At 51.5% G+C, this 17,574-nt stretch carries 16 protein-coding genes and 2 pseudogenes; 8 read left to right on the top strand and 10 right to left on the bottom strand.

Going from position 1 to position 17,574, the window contains the following annotated elements; translation table 11 throughout:
• Positions 1-32: 32 nt before the first annotated feature.
• From AC0L4K_RS00295 to AC0L4K_RS00275, 5 genes and pseudogenes are all read right to left on the bottom strand, one after another.
• Positions 33-554: a nitric oxide reductase activation protein NorD gene (locus AC0L4K_RS00295; protein WP_417227399.1), complete on the bottom strand. Its 522-nt coding sequence runs from the start codon at positions 552-554 to the stop codon at positions 33-35.
• On the bottom strand, positions 555-1,457 hold the full coding sequence (locus AC0L4K_RS00290; protein WP_417227401.1) for a hypothetical protein: 903 nt from the start codon (positions 1,455-1,457) through the stop codon (positions 555-557).
• A 30-nt stretch (positions 1,458-1,487) separates the two neighbouring features.
• Positions 1,488-2,045 carry a tetratricopeptide repeat protein gene (locus tag AC0L4K_RS00285; protein WP_417227403.1) on the bottom strand — a complete coding sequence of 186 codons (558 nt, stop codon included), beginning with the start codon at positions 2,043-2,045 and terminating at the stop codon, positions 1,488-1,490.
• A gap of 4 nt (positions 2,046-2,049) precedes the next feature.
• Positions 2,050-3,907, bottom strand: a pseudogene (gene mrcB, locus AC0L4K_RS00280) (penicillin-binding protein 1B).
• A gap of 66 nt (positions 3,908-3,973) precedes the next feature.
• A pseudogene (locus tag AC0L4K_RS00275) lies at positions 3,974-4,273 on the bottom strand (penicillin-binding protein 1B); the annotation flags it as partial.
• 168 nt (positions 4,274-4,441) lie between these two features.
• Here AC0L4K_RS00275 and AC0L4K_RS00270 point away from each other — a divergent pair.
• The gene (locus tag AC0L4K_RS00270) at positions 4,442-6,055 is read left to right on the top strand and encodes a bifunctional aminoglycoside phosphotransferase/ATP-binding protein (RefSeq protein ID WP_473267831.1); all 1,614 of its coding nucleotides are present in this window, start codon (positions 4,442-4,444) and stop codon (positions 6,053-6,055) included.
• Positions 6,056-6,073: 18 nt separating this feature from the next.
• On the opposite strand, the gene AC0L4K_RS00265 is transcribed toward AC0L4K_RS00270, so the two are convergent.
• From AC0L4K_RS00265 to AC0L4K_RS00255, 3 genes are read right to left on the bottom strand one after another with little or no spacing between them, the layout of a single operon-like run.
• On the bottom strand, positions 6,074-6,787 hold the full coding sequence (locus AC0L4K_RS00265) for a heme ABC transporter ATP-binding protein (protein ID WP_473269184.1): 714 nt from the start codon (positions 6,785-6,787) through the stop codon (positions 6,074-6,076).
• 38 nt (positions 6,788-6,825) lie between these two features.
• Positions 6,826-7,815, bottom strand: a complete 990-nt coding sequence (locus AC0L4K_RS00260; protein ID WP_473267830.1) for a FecCD family ABC transporter permease — start codon at positions 7,813-7,815, stop codon at positions 6,826-6,828.
• Positions 7,812-8,750, bottom strand: a complete 939-nt coding sequence (locus AC0L4K_RS00255) for an energy transducer TonB (protein WP_473267828.1) — start codon at positions 8,748-8,750, stop codon at positions 7,812-7,814. Before AC0L4K_RS00255 ends, AC0L4K_RS00260 begins: the two co-directional genes overlap by 4 nt.
• A 129-nt stretch (positions 8,751-8,879) precedes the next feature.
• Between AC0L4K_RS00255 and AC0L4K_RS00250 the strand changes: the two genes are divergently transcribed.
• A complete protein-coding gene (locus AC0L4K_RS00250; protein WP_417227413.1) occupies positions 8,880-9,206 on the top strand; it encodes a Rieske (2Fe-2S) protein in 327 nt (108 codons plus the stop codon).
• Here the strand turns inward: AC0L4K_RS00250 and sfsA are convergent, their stop codons facing one another.
• Together sfsA and AC0L4K_RS00240 are read right to left on the bottom strand one after the other, a co-directional pair.
• Positions 9,207-9,911 carry a DNA/RNA nuclease SfsA gene (gene sfsA / locus AC0L4K_RS00245; RefSeq protein ID WP_473267827.1) on the bottom strand — a complete coding sequence of 235 codons (705 nt, stop codon included), beginning with the start codon at positions 9,909-9,911 and terminating at the stop codon, positions 9,207-9,209.
• Positions 9,911-11,068, bottom strand: a complete 1,158-nt coding sequence (locus AC0L4K_RS00240; RefSeq protein WP_473267825.1) for a pyridoxal phosphate-dependent aminotransferase — start codon at positions 11,066-11,068, stop codon at positions 9,911-9,913. The genes sfsA and AC0L4K_RS00240 overlap by 1 nt, the downstream gene beginning before the upstream one ends.
• A gap of 369 nt (positions 11,069-11,437) precedes the next feature.
• Between AC0L4K_RS00240 and dksA the strand changes: the two genes are divergently transcribed.
• The 6 genes from dksA to AC0L4K_RS00210 all read left to right on the top strand — a co-directional run bounded on the left by dksA (position 11,438) and on the right by AC0L4K_RS00210 (position 17,295).
• Complete coding sequence (gene dksA, locus AC0L4K_RS00235; protein ID WP_303580518.1) at positions 11,438-11,866, top strand: RNA polymerase-binding protein DksA; 429 nt, start codon at positions 11,438-11,440, stop codon at positions 11,864-11,866.
• A gap of 36 nt (positions 11,867-11,902) precedes the next feature.
• Positions 11,903-12,775 carry a tRNA glutamyl-Q(34) synthetase GluQRS gene (gene gluQRS, locus AC0L4K_RS00230; protein ID WP_473267824.1) on the top strand — a complete coding sequence of 291 codons (873 nt, stop codon included), beginning with the start codon at positions 11,903-11,905 and terminating at the stop codon, positions 12,773-12,775.
• Positions 12,775-12,951 (top strand): hypothetical protein, encoded by a 177-nt coding sequence (locus AC0L4K_RS00225; protein WP_215953262.1) that lies wholly within the window; start codon positions 12,775-12,777, stop codon positions 12,949-12,951. Before gluQRS ends, AC0L4K_RS00225 begins: the two co-directional genes overlap by 1 nt.
• Entirely contained in the window at positions 12,941-15,055 is a 2,115-nt protein-coding gene (locus tag AC0L4K_RS00220; RefSeq protein ID WP_473267823.1) for a PAS domain-containing protein, read from the top strand. Before AC0L4K_RS00225 ends, AC0L4K_RS00220 begins: the two co-directional genes overlap by 11 nt.
• Positions 14,974-15,837, top strand: coding sequence for a sensor histidine kinase (locus tag AC0L4K_RS00215; RefSeq protein ID WP_473267822.1), 864 nt, complete (start codon positions 14,974-14,976; stop codon positions 15,835-15,837). Before AC0L4K_RS00220 ends, AC0L4K_RS00215 begins: the two co-directional genes overlap by 82 nt.
• A 66-nt stretch (positions 15,838-15,903) precedes the next feature.
• Entirely contained in the window at positions 15,904-17,295 is a 1,392-nt protein-coding gene (locus AC0L4K_RS00210) for a sigma-54-dependent transcriptional regulator (RefSeq protein WP_417227423.1), read from the top strand.
• Positions 17,296-17,574 lie beyond the last annotated feature (279 nt).

Genomic DNA, 17,574 nt, shown 5'->3' with positions numbered 1-17,574 from the left:
ACTCATCAAAGCGCCAATCTGATCACCCCGATTCAGCCGAGTAATTTCCCCCTCAGGGTCAAGTACAGTTGTGGCAATCGCCTTGGCAACTGCTCAACCAGGCGGATAAAAGCATACCCATGGCGGCCAAACAAGTATGGCAAATACTGACTGGCCTTTTCATCGATAGTAATAAAGAAAGGTATCAACCCCCGGTTTCGCGCCTCCATGATCGCTTTACGGGTGTCTTCTACGCCATGACGTCCTTCATAGCAGTCCAGATCATTTGGCTTACCGTCAGTTAATAAGAGCAGCAGCTTCTTCTCTGACGGCTGCTCACTGAGCAGTTCAGTCGCGTGGCGAATCGCCGCCCCCATCCGGGTATAAAAGCCGGGACTAATATCGTCGATTCGGCCCCGCACGCGAGCACTATAGGTTTCGTTAAAACCCTTAATACAGTTAAAACGCACATGCTCACGCCGGCGAGAAGAAAAGCCATGAATAGCAAACGAATCACCGCTGGCTGCTAAGCATTCGGCAAACAGATGCACCGCATCCCGAATCACATCGATCACCTAATTATCATCATTCGCCCAAGCATCGGTCGACAGCGACAAGTCCGCCAACATCCAGTTTCTCTTATAATCCCATTCCGGATAAAGCACACCATCACTCAAGGGAATATCATCCTCTTGAGCGGAGGGCAGGTCTAAATCAAATTTAATCCGATTAGCCACCGTACTATTATCTTGAGACACCAACATGTTGTCGATATCGTTGGCAATGCTTTCTGCTGCGTCGAGGTCGCCCTCCTCGGTGCTGCGATCCATTTTGCAAAATTCAGCAAACGAGAAAAGATCCGCTTCGTGACGCACCCCCAACGTAGTGCCCACCTCTTCGGGCGTTTCCACCCGTTCAGCCTGAAATCGCCGCTGCTGTAATTGACGAGTTTGTCCATCGGATGACTGACGCGCCTGCCCCTCCCCAACGATGGCTAAACCCTGACTATGAGGCGGATTGGGATGCAACCAGAGCGGCACAGGGGTTGGATCATATTTTGCCTCGGGCAATCGACTAACAGAGCCCGGTAGCTGTAACGCCTGCTGAATCGCCCGTTCCTGCGCCGCCGCATCCGCTTTAAGGCTCGTTGGCACCGGTCGCAATGCGATAAAAGCCTCTACCAACCGCTGATAGGATTGCTGCAAACCGCGAAACTGTCGCAACGTATGCAAAGTGCGTTGCTGGTTATCCACCAGCCAATTGAGGTTGCGATGCGTCTCGATTGGTACAGCAGTGCACGCAAAGGCTGCCAACCAAAAATACAGCGTGCGGTTTAAAGGTGGTTCAGCAAACACACTCAGTTGTGCGGGCAGATAGAGGCAAGTTTCATCCAGCGACACAACGCTGTACAGCGGCAGGGATAATCGATTAACCACAACCCCATAAACAGCAATGATGCCATTTATGGGCTTGTTCAAGAGAGAAAAAGGATCAAGATTTAAACACGATCAGTACGTATTCGCTTTCGCCCGCGCATCAGCCGCGCCCTTATGATCACCACCCTCACTGCGGATATCTGCGATCAGAACCCAAAATTTTCGTTCCTGTGATGCCTGGCCTCGAGCCAATGTCAGCCCTTTTAGCGCCAACTGTTCCGCTTGCAGATACTGCCCCTGTTGGCGGCGCAGATCTGCTAACTGAAAGTAGACCTGTGGATCACGCGGCGCGATACGTTGAGCACGCTCAAGACTGCTTTGAGCCGTCCGATATTCACCTTGCTTTTGCTGCTGCTGAGCACCGTCGAGTAAGGCCAGCACGGCGGGATTACTATTCGATACCGGCGTAGGCGCAACAACCGGGCGAGTTACCACGGTAAACCCTTGGCTCGTATCCACCGGCGTCGCCACGGCGGTCTGAGCACCAGTACTCTGATCCACCAACACATCTTTTCCTGCGTCTGATCGATCTTCAACGATCGGGTTAATATTCGCATTACCGCCACCAACACAGCCGGTCAACAACACCGTTAAAAGCAGTCCAAGACCTGTAAATCTCATATTTTTCATCTATTTATTCCGATCTAAACCAACGCTTAAATACATCAAGCGGATTATTGATAACATTATCACCACACCCGGAGGATTCCTTAGGTTCAGTGCCTTCAATAAAAGGTAACTGTCGTGCACCTTCACAGCCTTCACCCGACATCAGACCGGTTGCATCTTCGACCCAATGATACTGGATACTCTCCGGTCTTTCCGCCACAAAGGGTTGCGGATGAGCCTGTGCCATAAATTCGGTCCAGACACGCAACGCCCCACTACTTCCGGTCAACGGTAATGGCTTATTATTATCTAAACCTAGCCAAACCACTGCCAAACGATCACCAGCAAAACCAGCAAACCAACTATCGCGCTGATCATTCGTAGTACCGGTTTTACCCGCTACCGTCAGGCTTTGCGGTAAACGACTATACACCGAACGGGCGGTACCCTCGCGCACAACTTCCTGCAAGGCATATTGAATCAGATGCACGGAGCCCGCCTTAACGGTCTGCTGGATATTAAACGAATAGCGTGACAGCTCTTCATTATGACTATCTGTCACCATACGAATGGCACGCATCGGCACCTGAAAACCATTTCCGGCAAGGGTCTGATACAGCTGCGCAACTTCCAGCGGCGATAGCGCCGTAGAACCTAACAACATCGAGGGGTACTCTTTGATCTCCCGCTGCAATCCAAGTCGCTTGAGCATATCGACCACTTTACCGGTACCAATCTCAAGCCCCAACCGGGCCGTTGACTGGTTATAGGAGTGTGACAGTGCCCGGTGTAATGGCACCGGCCCATGACTGCTCCGACCATAGTTTTGCGGCCGCCAGACATCACCATTCGGCAGCTTCACCTCGATCGGTTTATCTTCAATGATGGACGCAAGGGTATAACCCTGCTCCAACGCCGCCAGATAAACCGCCGGTTTAATTAGCGAGCCGATCGGCCGTCTTGCATCCAACGCACGGTTAAAGCCTTGATAGCGGGTGTTACGTCCGCCAATAATCGCCAGCACCTCACCACTGAGTGGATTGCTGACCACCATCCCGCCCTCCAGTGCATTAATCGATGCACCGTAGCGTTTTTGCAGCTTAGCGGTAACCTCAATCAGACTGTTTTCCGCACGTATTTGTGCGATCGGATCGAGTGCGGTAAAGACCCGTAAGCCTTCACTATTAAGGGCCTCTTCAGGATATTCCTCCCGTAACTGCCGCTTCACCAGATCCAGATACGCCGGATAGGCTCCTTTCTGCAAACTCTGCTGCTTAACCACCCCCAGTGGCTGCTGCTCAGCTGCCGCTCGTTCTTGCGGCGTAATACTACCCTGCTCTTGTAACACCTTCAGCACCAGATTGCGGCGCTCCTTCGCCCGCTGCGGATGTCGACGAGGATCATAAAAAGAGGGCCCCTTCACCATCGCCGCCATCAATGCCACCTGATGCAGCTTCAATTCACGAATCGGTTGCGCAAACAGGTACTGACTGGCCAGACCAAAGCCATGAATGGCTCTCGACCCTTCTTGCCCCAGATACACTTCGTTTAGATACGCCTGCAGAATTTCATCTTTGCTGTAATGCAGATCCAACAACATCGCCATTGGAATCTCAGCTAATTTACGGCTCAAGGATCGCTCAGAACTCAGGTAAAAGTTTTTAATCAGCTGCTGCGTTAGGGTGCTCCCCCTGAACAAAACGACCCGCTTTAATATTGGCCACCATCGCCCGAGCAATACCACGCACCGAGATCCCATGGTGGTGGTAATAATTACGGTCTTCGATGGCAATCAGCGCATCCGCTAGGTGCGGTGGCGCTTCTGATAGCTGAATCAGGTCTCGGTCTTCATTATCTTTGGGATAAATGCCACCAATCAGCACCGGCTCCAAACGGGCCAACGGCAACTGATTGCCAGAATCGTCGCGGATACGGCGGACGCTAGCACCGTCAAAATCGATCAATAACCGTTGCGCACGCTCTTCGCCATCGGGGAAGTTAAAACCACGGGTATAGACCCGCACCCGCGAGCTCGCCCACTCGGCGCTGCCCGGCTGAGTAGCCTGGGAGGTAAACTGATAGCCTAATCCTTTCAACTCGATCTTGAGATCATCACGGCTCAATGGCTGGCCGGGAAACAACTCTAATGGGCGAGCGTATACTTTCGCCGGTAACGCCCAGCGCTTACCCTCAAACTTAGCCCGCACCTGTGCATCAAGGTAAACCAGCCCAGCAGCGGCCAAAACCATGACCACCAGCGTTAATTTGAGCATCAGCATGAACAAGCGACGCTTCCACGACGACTTTTTGGGTACTGTTTTGCGACTCTTTTGGGCACGGGGCGCGGCTGCCCCTCTCTTTTTTGCCATTGGCTACGTATAATCCTCTGTGAAATCCGGCAACTACATACTGAATATATGACTCAAGAACTGATCACAGCCCTGTCAGACCCTAACAATTATCCTCATCCGACCTCCGGGATTCGGGTGATTGAGACGCATATCTCCTGGGTAATCCTGACGGGAGAGATCGCCTATAAAATCAAAAAACCAGTTAACTTTGGTTTCCTCGATTTTACCAGTCTGGAGAGTCGCAAACACTATTGTTATGAAGAACTAAGACTGAATCAGCGTTTAGCGCCGGACATTTATCAACAGGTCGTGGCGATTTGCGGCAGCCCCGCCACGCCCAAACTAATGGATGCGCAATTAACCACGGCTGAACCAGACACAGACGCCATTAATGATGACTCAAACAACGTACAACCGGACAGTCCAGAGGTGCCGTTCGAGTATGCCGTAAAAATGCGGCAGTTTGATGATTCTCTGCGATTAGATCGATTATTACTGAACCACACCCTATTGCCAGCCCACATTGATGAACTCAGCCAACAGATTGCTGATTTTCATCTGCGGGTGCCCCACGCCACCACCGATGGCCCTTGGGGCGAGCCAGATACCATCTGGCAACTGGTCAGCGATAATTTTACCCACACCAGTGAACACCTCGACACCCTCGATGACTGGATGGAACTGCAACAACTGGCCTATCAAGTTAGCCAGCAGTTTCGCAGCCTCTCATCAAAAATAGAGCAACGCAAACGCGAAGGTAATATACGCGAATGCCATGGCGACCTACATCTAGCAAATACCACCCTACTCGAGGGACAGGTTAGATTATTTGATTGTATCGAGTTTAATCTCGAGTTCCGCTGGCTAGATACCATCAGTGATCTAGCCTTTCTGCTGATGGATCTCGAGGCCAATGAGCAACATGCGCTATCTCACCGCTGCCTTAATCGTTATCTGGAAATCACCGGTGATTACGACGGCACACAACTACTGAACTTCTACAAAGGCTATCGGGCGATGGTGCGTGCTAAAGTCGCCATGATCGGCGCTGAGCGAGATCTGACCGAGTATCGCCGCTATATCAAACTCGCCTTAAGCTACGCCAACAAACCCTCCCCTGTGCTATTTCTCATGCATGGAGTATCAGGCAGTGGCAAAAGCTATTTGAGTCAACAGCTACTCGAACGCAGCGGCGCCATCCGCATACGTTCGGATGTCGAACGAAAACGCCTGCATCGAGAGTTTAGTCTTAAAGGCGAAAACCTTGAGATGTATGGCAATGAGATGAATGTGCATACCTACAACCACCTGAAAGCCTTAACTCGCAAACTGCTGACCGCCGGTGAAACCGTCATCGTAGACGCCACTTTCATTCGCGAAAGAACACGCGAAAACTACCGTAAAATGGCTAAAAAACTTGGGGTTGAGATGCGAATTATCGCCTGCTATTGCGACCAGAGCGCGATGGAGAAACGCCTAGTCATTCGCCAGGAAGAAGGCGCGGACCCTTCCGATGCGGATGTCACCATCATGCGTCAGCAACAACAAAGCAAACAGCCGTTGCTCGAAGGTGAGCTCCCTTACAGCTACCGGATTGACACCCTTGGCGACCAAGCGATCCATCATCTGTGCGATCACATCAGCCAAGACCCATTGATCAGCGTGCCATTAATTCCCTAGCCCGGCGAATACCCTTACCTACGGGGTACTGACAAACACCGGCCGGGGGTCGGTGGTTACCTGACTTACCGAAACAGCATACAGTTGACTGAGATCAGGGGCGTTCATCACCGTTGCAACCGGCCCAGCGCCAAACATCCGCCCTTGCTGTAACAGTACCACCCTATCGGCCAGCTGCGCCGCAAGGTTCAAATCATGCAAGACACAACACACCGCCACACCACGATCCGCCCCAGCCCGAATACGCTGCAACAACAGTTGTTGATATTTCAAATCCATCTCGCTCACCGGCTCATCCAACAATAGCACCTGACAATCAGCTCCGGTCTGCGCCAATACTCGGGCAACTTGTACCCGCTGCTGTTCACCGCCGGAGAGTGAGGTATAGTCTCGCTGGGCCAGCGCCTCAAGCTCAAACTGAGCGAGACAACTGGCGACTCGAGCAGCGGTCTGTGCCGCATCCAACATCAGCGGATAACAGCCCAAGGCAACCACTTCTTCCACCAAGAAGGGGAAGTTAAGCGGCTGTTGCTGGGTATACATTGCCAGAAAACGCGCTCGTTGCTGTGGATCAATCTCGCTGATTAACTGCTGATTAAGGCGAACGCTGCCGCTATCCGGTGATTGCAGCCCCGACAACAAACCCAATAGGGTCGATTTCCCCGCACCATTAGGCCCCAGCAATACCGTCACCTCACCGGCCTTCAGCTCAAGACTAATATCCTCCAGCAAGGTTTTGCCGCTACGCGTCAAGCCGATACCCGATGCCGTTAACATACGCGCAACTCCCGCTTACCCCGGGTTAGCAACAGCAGGAAGAATGGCCCACCCACCAGCGCGGTGACAATACCCACCGGCAATTCTGCCGGCGACACCAATAAGCGCGAAACAATATCGGCGACCGTCAAGAGAATCGCCCCTAACAACGCGGCTAACGGCAGTAAGCGACGATTGTCGGGCCCTGTCAGTAATCGCACTAAATGCGGCACCACCAAGCCGACAAAACCAATAATGCCGGTCATCGCCACCACTGAACCAACACCAAGAGCAATAAGCAGAATCATGGCGCGCTTACAGCGCACCACATCCAACCCCAGCAGACTCGCTTGCTCCTCGCCTAGTAAGAGCAAATTAAGCTTCTGCCCATAACGAGGCAGCAACCATAACACCGGCACAGCGGCCACCGAGAGCACCAACAGATCTTGCCAGCGGCTATGATTCAAGCTACCTAATAACCAGAAGCTCAATTGACGCAACTGCTGATCTTCCGCTAAATATTTCAAACCACCGAGACCGGCCAAGGCGATCGCATTGATGGCGATACCACAGAGCAGCATATTGGTCACAGAAACCCCTTGCAGCGTCACCGATAACCGCGCCACCAGCAGCGTGGTTAAAACACCGCCGACGAACGCAGCCAGCGGCAACATCAGCCCCCCCAGTAGATAGACTGAACTGCCCAGTAACACCATCATCACTCCGGCACTCAGGGCAGCCCCCGCCGAAATACCAATAAGGCCGGGATCAGCCAGTGGATTACGAAACAGCGATTGAGCCGCCGCCCCCGTAATCGCTAATAAACCGCCGGCTAATAGGGTGAGCAATAGGCGGGGCACCCGTAACTGCCAGAACACTTGCGCCGCAATTGAGGGCTCAAACACGGTCGTTAAATCCAGTGACACCGGGCCGGTCAGTAGCGACAACAGCATCACCAATGGCAACAATAAGCCTAACCCCCATACCACGCTGCGATGACTCATTTATGCTTCTCCAAAACAAAATCAATTGGCACCCGCACATAGGAGGCCACCGCCATACCGTGCTGCTGTGCTGGCACAAACTGCCAATACTGCACCGCTTTCTGGGCCGCCCGATCAAGTAACTCAGATCCCGAGCTGCGTTCCACCTGCTGCCCTGTAACCCGCCCGTTACGATCAATCATCACCTGCAACATCACCCGTCCTTCAATGCCACGCTTACGGGCCAAACGGGGATATATTGGGGGCTGCGGCGGGGTTCGAAATGCCGGTTGAGACTGCAGCAGCGGCATACCTGACGAGGTTAACGATTGCGGCGGCGCGCCAGTGACGGCTGTCGAAGCTACCGCAGGGCTCCGCCGCTCCGATACGGACGGCTCAGAGATCGGCGGCTCAGTTATAGTTTTTTCTGTTAATGACGCACTCTGCGGTGAAACCTGCGTCACTTTTTTTTGCGTCAGCGGTTTCTCTCGCCGTGGGCTTGTCGCGTCCGTATGCTCTATCGCCTCTGTTTCTAACGCCTTGGTTGCCAACCCTGCAGCTAATACCCGATCCTCTAAGGCTTTACTCTGTTTCGGTTTTGACGGCACATCATCGGCTAGCGTGCTATCAGCCCCTTGGGGACTCACCGGTTTAGGCGCCCGATTAGGCACAGGTGCCACTGTGAACGACGCGCTAACATCATTATCAGCGGTAATCGAAGCCGGTTTTGCCGCAGCTAATGATGATTTTTCGACACCAGTCGGTACGACCGCTTCAACCGAAGCGTCTGCGGCCGGAGCCGTCACGCTGATCGTCAGTCCTTCCTGCCCACTCAAATGAGGTGCTTCCCATGCTGCCAACCAGCCACCGATCAAGGCCAGATGAACAACACCCGACACCCCAATGGTCAAAATAAAAATACGCCACTTTAATAGAGCGGCCAGCAGGCTGTTCACAGATTTAGGTCACATTTTTTATAAGCTAGTGGTTATAAGCTAGGATTGGTAACAAAAGTTGGCGATTATAATAGCAGTATCAACACAACTGTCTGATATTTTCTCATAGGATCATTAAACGGATTCACCATGACTACAGTTACACCGTTATTACCCATCAGTGAATTGCCTGAAAACAGCACGAAGGGAATTGAGCTAAATGAACGCAAACTCTTCGCGGTTAACCGCAAAGGATGCATTTATCTATACGAGAACCGCTGCCCACATAAGGGAATTCCGCTGGAGTGGATGCCCGATACTTTTCTTGATGTGGAAAAACAGTTTATTCAATGCTCAACTCACGGCGCGCTATTCACCATTGATCAGGGCCTGTGTATTGCAGGCCCCTGCACGGGCGCCAAGCTGGTGCCGGTCAGCTTTGAGGTAATTGAGGGGCAGATCTGTATACAACTATAATCACAGACACACCGGTAACGAGTGGCTGATGGTCACCTGCTGCGGTGTGATACTGGCACCATAAGCATAAATTTCAACCCCCGCAGCCGCGGCCTCACGGAGTAAGCGACCATAGACAGGATCGATATGATCCGCCGGGCGCACCTGTGTAATGCCGGTATGAGGAACACAAAACATCAACACCGCCCGATGCCCCTGTGACACCATTAGCATTAATTCGCGAAGATGCTTAGCGCCTCGGGTCGTGACCGCATCGGGAAATGAGCCAATGCCATTCTCTTCCAACAGGGTGACATTTTTAATTTCAACATAACACAGTGGCCGCTGGGCGCTCTCTAATAATAGGTCGATACGGCTATTTTCATCGCCGTATTTCACTTCCTGACGAATCTGCTGATAATCTTGCAGTTCCGTAATAACACCGGACTCAATCGCTTCCCGAATCAAGGCATTTGCCCGGCCCGTGTTGATACAGGCCCAAAAACGCCCCTCCACTTGCACCAACTCCCAACCAAACAGGTATTTCCGTTTTAGGTTACCCGAATCCTGAATCCACACCAAACTGTCAGGGTCGGCACAGTTTTTCATCGAGCCGGTATTAGGGCAGTGCACCGTCAATTGCTCACCACTATCCAGCACGATATCTGCCAAAAAACGTTTATAGCGTTTAATCAGCCGCCCGGACTGCATCTTCTCAAGCTGCATCAGCTAAGCCTCTGCTGCAAACGCGCCAAAGCTTTTTCGATCTGAGCCACCCCGGTGGTATAGGAGAAGCGAATATAACGATTCGCCAGATAATCACCGAAATCGATACCCGGTGTCACCGCAACCTTATCTTGCTCTAACAGTTGCCAGCAAAAATCGAAGGTATTATCGGTAAAGCGAGAGGCATCGGCATAAACATAAAAGCCGCCCTCGGGCATCAGTGGCACGCCAAAGCCTAGCGCGCGTAAGCCGTTCACCAACAGATCTCGACGCTCTCTAAAGATTTCCCGCCGTTGTTCCAAGATCTCAAGAGTCTCCGGACGAAACGCAGCCAATGCGGCATGCTGGGCAATAGTCGATGGAGAGATAAATAGGTTTTGCGCCAGCCGTTCGATATCCGCCGCGGCGGACTCCGGCACAACAGTCCAGCCCAACCGCCAACCGGTCATGCCGAAATACTTAGAAAAACTATTGAGGACAAATGCATCCTGATCTACCGACAGCACTGAGGTCGCATCAAAACCATAGGTAAGGCCATGGTAGAGTTCATCGACCACCAGCTGCCCACCCTTGCTTTTAACCGTTTGAGCAATAAGTTCGAGCTGTTCCCGAGGTACCACGCTGCCAGTAGGGTTCGAGGGCGATGCCAGCAATACACCAGCAGTATTGGCTTGCCAATGTTGTTCGATCAACGCTGGCGTCAATTGATAATTATCGGCGGCTTCAACCGGCACTAACTGACCACGGGCTTCAAGCAGGCGAAGGAAGCGAGGGTTACAGGGATAACCCGGATCCGCCATCATAAAGGTCTGACCTGGGTTTGCGAGAGTCGCAAACACCATCAATAACGCACCCGAAGCACCTGCCGTGACGATAATCCGTTCAGCCGGAATATTCAGGCCGTAACGCTGCTGATAAAAGCCAGCAATCGCTTCCCGTAACGATGGAATCCCCGCTGCCGGCGTATAGTGTGTATGCCCATCCTTTATCGCAGCGATGCCCGCTTCGGCAATCGGTGCCGGCGTGGCAAAATCCGGCTCTCCGGCACACATATGCACCACATCATGCCCTTGAGCTTCCAACTCTTTCGCACGCTTCAACAAATCCATTACTTTAAAGGACTCAATATCAGCGACCCGATCCGACCAATTATTCATGACAGGCGGCTCTCCTGTAGACGATTTTTTTGAATGGCCGTGATTATACATTAGTCATATCTGTAACGCAGAACTCCTAGGTCAACAGAACACCGAAGCAATGCTATAAAGCCGCGAATCACTGCTATAGTGAATAGTTGTGCAGCTTCCAAGAAGTCAACGTTCACAACAGCGTGACTAAATCAACAAATAGGCTGGCATCACAACAAAAATAGTTTTTTGATCTGGGGGGCTGGTGCTAACCCAAAGGTTCTGGTAACTTCAGCTCCCTTCTGATGAATGGTTTAAAACACCTTCAGCATCAAAGCCGTTGGTAGAAGCGTTCGGGCACGGTTGCCCGACCTGTTGAGAGAGAAGCGAGGCAGAACTATGCCGAATCAAGAAACACAGTTCACCCACTTTGAGCCCTATCCGATTAAGGAAGGCGAAGAGTACATGAATGATGCTCAAAAAGATCATTTCCGCCAAATCCTGAACGCCTGGAAACAGGAACTAATGGAAGAGGTTGACCGTACCGTAAACCACCTGCAGGAAGAAGCAACCAACTTTGCCGACCCTAGCGATCGAGCCAGTCAGGAAGAGGAATTTAGCCTCGAACTGCGTACTCGTGACCGGGAACGTAAGTTAATCAATAAGATTTCAAAAGCGATGGAAACCATCGACGATGATGATTATGGTTACTGTTCAGCCTGTGGCGTAGAAATCGGTGTGCGTCGACTGGAAGCACGTCCAACTGCAACGCTTTGTATTGATTGCAAAACACTGGCTGAGATCAAAGAGAAGCAGCTCGGTATTTGACCCTCCGCGGCTGGCTCATGGTCAGCCGCTTTTGCAATGGTCTATACAGGTCGTTTCGCCCCCTCACCCACCGGCCCGCTCCATTTTGGCTCTCTTTTGGCTGCACTTGCCAGCTACCTTGACGCTCGCGCACACAATGGCCACTGGCTTGTTCGCATCGAAGACCTAGACACTCCCCGCGTAGTTAAAGGTGCAACTGATAGCATCCTCTACACCCTAGAACAGTTTGGTTTTGAATGGCATGGCCCGGTTATTCGTCAAAGCGACCGTCTGGCGATCTATAATGACGTTTTAACAGAGCTTCTCTCTCACCAGCTTGCCTATCCCTGCAATTGCTCGCGACAACAAATTCGCCAACGCACCGGCGGCAGCCATTATGATGGTTATTGTCACAGCCATCCGCCGCAATCGTCGCACTGTGCTATTCGCAGCATCTGCAGCCAACATTATTCATTTGATGATCTGATTCAAGGGCCGCAACCCGCCATCGGACAGAACGAAGACTTCGTTATCTTTCGCCGTGATGGTTTCTTCGCCTACCAACTGGCCGTCACTGTTGACGATGCCGCGCAACAGATTAATCATATTGTTCGTGGCTCAGATCTGCTCGACTCAACACCGAAACAGATACACCTACAGCAACAACTGGGCTATCCTCAGCCCATCTATGCTCATATTCCAGTCGCTACCAACACCCAAGGCCAAAAATTCAGTAAACAAACACTGGCTCCGGCACTCGATGCCCATCAGGCACGCCAACAGATTATTCGCGCCTTGGTTTTTCTGGGTCAACAACCGGTGGCCGAATTGAACGATTGTCGTCTCGATGAGTGCCTTGCATGGGCTATCGAGCACTGGGATATCAACGCCATTCCCAAGCGCATGGGCATTATTTTGGAGGATAACTGATGCATTTTTACCGCGTTCTCATCGTGCTAGTGATTGGCGGTTATCTTTTGTCACCCCTGCTCGATCAATGGTGGCCCGACTCCGCTACCCCTTGGTATCGTCCCTTTATTATCTGGGCAGCCCTAATCCTGATTATTGCTATTCTCGAAAGGAGACGGCGCAGCGATGAATTTTAATTTAACGGAACTGATATTCATCGCCATTGCGTACCTGACCGCGCTCTTTGGCACCGCTTATATTACCGAGCGTGGCTGGATTTCAAAACGCATCATCTACCACCCGATCACCTACGTGCTATCGCTCGGCGTATTTACCAGCGTCTGGACTTTTTACGGCACCTTCGCGCTAGCAAAAGAGTCCGGTTATAGCTTCCTTGCCTCCTATTTAGGCGCTTCGGGCGCCTTCTTTCTCGCCCCGGTAATACTGATTCCAATTTTACGCATCACCCGGACTTACCAACTCAGCTCACTAGCCGACCTATTCGCTTTCCGCTTCCGTTCAGCAACCGCAGGCACCCTAACGGCGCTCTTTTCTCTGATTGCAATTCTGCCTCTAATCTCGATTCAGATTCAGGCGGTATCCGACTCACTACATATTCTTAACCAAGATTTTTCTTCCGACCAGATCGCCATCGGCTTCTGCACCTTGATTGCACTGTTCGCCATTCTCGTCGGTGCCCGCAATCCGTCGCTGCGCTATAACCGCACCGGACTGATTGTCGCTATGGCCACCGGCTCACTGATTAAACTATTTGCCATGGTGACCATCGCCCTCTATGCGTTATTTAATGTGATGGATGGCCCCGGCGGCCTAGAACTCTGGTTGCAACAAAACCCACAAGAGTTGGCAATTTTCGACACGCCACTCGACAGCGATATGTGGCGCACGATGTTACTGGGCTTTTTCTCCGCCATTATTGTGATGCCGCACACCTTCCATATGATGTTTACCGAAAACACATCATCCAACAGCCTGCACAAAGCCAGCTGGGGCATACCGCTCTACCTACTAATTATGGCGCTGGCGGTGCCACCTATTCTGTGGGCCGGTATCAAACTGGGCATCGCCGATCAACCAGCCTTTCTTATTCTCAACCTCGGTATTCAGCTCGACTCCAACTTTCTCACCACCCTTGCGTTTATCGGCGGTTTAACGGCAGCCAGCGGGATCATTATTGTTGCCACTATTTCGATCGCCTCGATGCTGCAAAATCATCTAATTTTACCATTCACACCGCCCCTGGCGACCGACCGCTTATATTCCCGCTTACTCTGGCTAAGACGCATCCTGATCGTGGTGATGATGCTCAGCAGTTATCTGTTCTACAGTGAAGTAGGCCTGAACTACAATTTGCATTGGCTAGGCACACTGGCCTTTATTACCTTTATGCAGTTTCTACCGGGTATTCTCGCGACACTGTTCTGGCCCGGAGCCAACCGTAACGGCTTCTGCCTAGGACTAACCGCGGGTATGGCGATCTGGATTATTTCCATGTTAACCGGATTACTCGGGGGGGACGCCTTCAATGCGGAGGCGGTCATTCTGGACGATAAAAACTGGCACCAGATTGCCATCTACGCGCTATCGGCCAATATCATAGTATTTCTACTCGCGTCTATTCTCACGCGCAGTTCTCAGGAAGAGATCGCCAGTGCGAGTGCCTGCCTACACAACAGTTTGCAGCGCCCAGTCGGCCCTCAGCTCAACATCAACCACAGCGATGAATTAGTCGACCTGCTTAGTCCACGATTAGGCAGTACTACTGCTCAACGCGAAATAGACCACGCCCTCAAAGAGCTCAACCTGCTCAGCGGCGAACTCAACGCCATCGATCTCGTTAGACTGCGAACCCATATCGAAAGCCGCTTGAGCGCACTGTTTGGCCCAGTAGAAGCCAGCACGTTGCTAAACCAGCAGCTGCAAACCGGCCCTGTCGATGAATATCGTACCCGGGATATTCATCTGTTAGAAGCGCAATTAGAAACCTATCAAACCCGCCTCAGCGGTTTGGCCGCAGAGTTAGATAACCTACGCCGCCATCACCGCATGACATTGCAGCGTTTACCTGTCGGGGCCTGCTCGCTAGATGAGAAAGGACAGATTATGTTCTGGAATGAAGAGATGGAACACTTTACCGGACAAAAGAACTCCAGCGTGCTAACCCGCAAACTGATCAGCCTACCCGCGCCTTGGGGGAGTTGCTGGATAGCTTCTCTCGCGAAGAAACCAACCACCTACTGTCACAACATCTGCTCATTGATGGCGAAAACTGCTGGTTAAGTCTGCACAAGGCCAATCTTGCCGATGACTCTGAGTCAATGGTCATCCTGCTGGAGAACGAAACCGAGAACCAGTTGCTGGTCAATCGACTAACCCATAACGAGCGGCTCGCATCCATTGGCCGATTTGCCGCCGGTGTTGCCCATGAAATCGGCAATCCCGTGACCGGTATCGCCTGCCTCGCGCAAAATCTAAAATATGAGACGGAAGACCCCTATATTCTGGAAAGCGCCGAACAGATCGTCACCCAAACACAGCGCATCACTCGCATCGTGCAATCATTAGTCCGTTTCGCCCACTCAGGTCAGAGCGATAGTCAACAACATCTAGAAAGCATCAATCTAAAAGAATTAACTGATGAGGCGTTACACCTCGTATCGATGGACAGTCGCGGGCGAGCGCTCAAACTGAGCAACAACATTGATAGTACGGTTCATATCAGTGGTGACCCACAGCGATTAATGCAGGTGTTTATCAACCTCATCAACAATGCCTGCGATGCCTCTCCGGATCAAGGGGCCGTATGGCTTGAAGCGACACCCGGCAATAACTCCGTGGTCATCACCATCAATGATGAAGGCAGCGGCATCTCACCGGAGCACATTAACAAACTATTTGAACCCTTTTTCACCACCAAAGACCCGGGCAAAGGCACTGGATTAGGGCTGTCATTGGTCTATAACATCATCGAAGAGCATTATGGTAGTATTAACGTAGTGAGTCCCGCCAATAAAAATCAGAATAATGGCACTCAGGTGGTTATCACCCTCCCGGTCACTTAGCAGAATTAAGTTTGTAGCATAAACAAACATCTGCAGACCCGAGGACTAGAAGCAAAGGTAAACCGAATGAGCCGCATTCTGATCGTAGAAGATGAATCTATTATACGTTCCGCCCTCCGACGACTGTTGGAGCGCAACCGTTACACCGTTGACGATGCTGGATCCGTTGACGAAGCAACCAGCCAGTTTAATCTCAATGATTATAATCTGATCATTAGTGATCTACGTCTGCCCGGCGCGCCCGGGACCGATCTGATCAATCTCGCCAAAGCCGTGCCCGTGGTTATTATGACCAGTTACGCCAGCATGCGCTCAGCAGTCGATGCGATGAAGATGGGGGCCGTGGATTATATCGCCAAGCCCTTTGATCACGATGAGATCCTAGAAACCATCGCCAACATCATCAAGCTTCGCGGTGATGATGACAATACCGCCAGTCCTAAAGGAAATGCACGCCCGAACAGCAGCAACGAAATGGTCGGCAACTGCCCGGCAATGCAAAACCTGTTCAGCCGCATCCAGAAAGTCGCCGGTACCGATGCCACGGTGTTGATTCAAGGCGAATCAGGCACCGGTAAAGAACTCGCCGCTCGAGCGATTCACCAGCAGAGCGCCCGCGCCAGTTCGCCAATGGTCTCAGTCAACTGTGCTTCTATTCCAGAAAGCCTGATCGAATCAGAACTCTTTGGTCATGAGAAAGGCGCATTTACCGGCGCTGATGCGACCCGCAATGGTCTAATTGAAGCAGCCGATGGCGGTACGCTGTTTCTCGATGAGATTGGTGAGCTACCGCTGGAAGCTCAAGCCCGACTGCTCCGCTTCTTGCAGGAAAGTGAGATCCGTCGTGTAGGTTCAGTCAAATCGATCAATGTAGACGTCCGGCTTATTGCCGCTACCCACCGCAACCTAAAAGCACTCGCAAAAACCGGCGAGTTTCGAGAGGATCTGTATTATCGACTCTATGTCATGGAGTTACAGATGCCACCGCTGCGTGAACGAGGCGAAGATATCATCGAAATTGCCCAGCAATTCCTTCAGCGAAGCTGCGAAAAGCTCGGCTCACCTTTGCTCAAATTCAGTGATGATGCCTGTACCACCATGATTCGCTATCAATGGCCCGGTAATGTGCGAGAGTTACAGAACGCCATCGAGCGGGCAGTTATTCTGGCTGAGGATCATATGATCACCACCGATCTATTGGGTCTCGACATCGAACCTGACTCACTGGCTAAACTAGAATCAAGCTTTGCCAGCGGCAACTCCTTGGTCGCGGAAAGCGAATCGAGGGAACGACGTCCCGAGCAAAATCTTTCTCTGGATGATTACTTTCAGCGCTTTGTACTGGAAAACCAAGACAGCATGAGCGAAACCAAACTGGCCAAAAAGTTAGGCGTCAGCCGAAAGTGCTTATGGGAGCGACGACAAAAACTGGGGATTCCCCGCAAACCAAAAGAGTAAAACAGCGGCGGGCATCATTTGGTCGTACAAAGGTTACTCAAAAGTGTTACTTTTCCCCCACCAAGCAGATGCAGCATGTGTATAAAGGTAACGTTTTTTGTTACCCCCACAGGTAACACCGGGTAACAAATAAACGCCAAAAACAAAAAATAACAATAAAAACATATAGTTAATAAAGCTGGCACAGCAAGTGCTATATTTAGATCAAGAAGAAAAAAACACTTACTGCTAATAATCATAATAAAAATAAAACCCAGATTATTAGTTGATAAGTATCTT

Source organism: Amphritea sp. GJ51-11 (genome assembly GCF_055808735.1).
The sequence above is the reverse complement of the archived record's forward strand: the minus strand, read 5'-3'. Positions and strand labels throughout refer to the sequence as shown.